At 60.4% G+C, this 2,164-nt stretch carries 3 protein-coding genes; all 3 read left to right on the top strand.

The features are described 5' to 3' along the window. Window positions 1-426 (top strand): ATP-binding protein DrrA1-3 family domain-containing protein (locus BM171_RS18570; RefSeq protein ID WP_245760349.1); only part of this gene is annotated, 426 nt, incomplete at its 5' end. Next, window positions 423-1,283, top strand: coding sequence for an ABC transporter permease (locus BM171_RS18565; RefSeq protein WP_093016129.1), 861 nt, complete (start codon window positions 423-425; stop codon window positions 1,281-1,283). The genes BM171_RS18570 and BM171_RS18565, both read left to right, overlap by 4 nt. Before the next feature lie 462 nt (window positions 1,284-1,745). Further along, the gene (locus BM171_RS18560; RefSeq protein WP_093016126.1) at window positions 1,746-2,054 is read left to right on the top strand and encodes a hypothetical protein; all 309 of its coding nucleotides are present in this window, start codon (window positions 1,746-1,748) and stop codon (window positions 2,052-2,054) included. Window positions 2,055-2,164 lie beyond the last annotated feature (110 nt).

The following is a 2,164-nucleotide window of genomic DNA, read 5'->3' as shown; positions in this document are numbered from 1 at the left end:
GTGACAATCCTCCTCACAACTCAGTACCTCGAGGAGGCTGATCAACTCGCGGACCGGATCGCGGTCATCAACCACGGGCGCAAGATTGCCGAAGGCACCAGCCGTGAACTGAAGGCGGCCACCGGCTCTGGCGTCTTGCATGTCTCGCTCGCCGATCACGGCCAGATCGAGGCTGCGGCGGACCTGTTGTCTGAGGATCTGGGAAGCGCGGTGCAGCGTAGCCCGGAGGGTGCCGAGCTTTCGGTGCTGGCGGGCGATGCATCTGCGGCCAATGCGGCCGTCGCGGCGCTGATCTCCGGCGGGTTCGCGGTAGCCGATTTCCGAATGGGCGCGCCGAGCCTCGACGAGGTCTTCTTTGCCCTGACTGGCACGCCAGAGACTTCGGCCTCTGAGACGGTGTCCGAAAGAGAAAGGGCCCACTCATGACCGATCTGACTGCTGACGTGCCGGTCTCGCGGGCCACTGTAAAAGCTCCCGAGCCCGGAACACCTGGCATAGCGGCGCTGCGCCGAGTTCCTCCGCCGCCCCCGCCCGGACCGCTGTCGAACGCGCTGGTCTTTGGCTGGCGTGCGATCCTGAAATTCCGCCATGTGCCGGAACAATTGTTCGACCTGATCATGACGCCGATCATGTTCACGCTCCTGTTCACCTTCGTCTTCGGGGGAGCGCTGGCCGGATCGACGGGCGACTATCTGCAGTATTTCCTGCCGGGAATTCTGGTGCAGACCGTCGTGTTCAACTCGGTCTACTCCGGCATGGGTCTATCTACAGATTTCCAGAAGGGCCTGTTCGATCGCTTCCGCACCCTGCCGATCTGGTCGCTTGCCCCGTTCGCAGGTCTGATGGTCGGGGACGTCCTGCGCCACCTTATCGCCGGCGGGATCATCTTGGGCATCGGGCTCGCCCTTGGCTACCGTCCGGAAGCGGGTCTGCTTGGCACGCTCGCGGCCTTTGCCATGCTGGTGACGATCGGCTTTGGCATGGGCTGGGTGTTCATCGTACTGGGTCTTCTGGTGCGAACGCCGATGACGGTGATGACGCTGGGATTTACTATCCTGTTTCCGGTCACCTTCGCTTCCAACATCATGGTCGATCCGGCGACGATGCCAAGCTGGCTCCGCAGCTTTGTCGAGGTGAACCCGGTCTCCCTGATGACGACTGCCCTACGAGGCTTGATGTCAGGCACAGCCAGCCTGTCGCAGATCGGGCTCGCCTTGATCGCGCCGGTCGTCTTGACGATGGCCCTGGCACCTGTGGTGCTATGGCTCTACCGGCGCAGGTGAGGCGGTTGGGTGTAGGAGGGCCGAAGAGGCATCCGACCTTTTTCACATAGTGGTCCCGAACGATTGTTGCGCGAGATGATGGATTGCTGAGAAGCTGCCCGTGAGCGCATTGGCCTGCGCCGTTTTCGTCGCAGCCGGCCCATTGCCGACCTTGGCCTTGACGGCGATTGCCGCATCGCAGCTTCACTGAAGCGGACACTCATAAATGGCGCAGAATTTCGAGAAATTAGAGGGTAGTGATCTCGAAAGAGGTGGATCTTCGCTGCAAGTACGTAAGCCGTCGCTCCACCGACCGAAATCCATCGTAGCGCTCCTGTCGCTGGAAACATCGCGTGGCGTTGTAGTAGAGTGATGTTTCCCACGATGACTTTTGGTGCGTCAGCACGTAGCTGGTGCGTCGGCACGTAGCGCGGCCGTGACTTGTAATGCGCAAGATACCCCGTGTAGGTATATCGTATCTCCTTGGTTCGTTTTCTCTTGATCGCTGCGGTGGCAATCTCTGCTTCGCTTTCCGGCGCGATGGCGGCGAGCCATGCGATGGTCGCCGAACCTGAACAAGGCGTCACGGAGATGACGACCGATACGCCCGCACATCGCTGCGATAGCAGTCTTGAGCCTAAACACAGCTGTCATTTCCTGCCTGCGCTTCTGCCTGGCGAAGCTGCACCCGAAGCAGCATCGATCACCAGCAAAGACATCTTTGCGGCTGATGGTCGTCTTTTGACCGGCATCACACCTTCCGGCCCTCTCGATCCACCGCGTGCGATCTGATCGGGCCTGTGTCCCGCACAGGCTCTTTCCCAAATCGCATCGAAGCTGGGTTTGCCAGCTTGCTAATCTTTCGAGAGGAAAACTCATGAAACCGACCAACGCCTTTTTGG

The sequence above is a fragment of the Roseivivax halotolerans genome, assembly GCF_900115815.1.
Lineage (GTDB): Bacteria > Pseudomonadota > Alphaproteobacteria > Rhodobacterales > Rhodobacteraceae > Roseivivax > Roseivivax halotolerans.
The sequence above is the reverse complement of the archived record's forward strand: the minus strand, read 5'-3'. Positions and strand labels throughout refer to the sequence as shown.

Excerpts from the sequence above, each read along its gene's own strand:
- BM171_RS18565 (WP_093016129.1), top strand. The coding sequence starts at position 423 with ATGACCGATCTGACTGCTGACGTGCCGGTCTCGCGGGCCACTGTAAAA.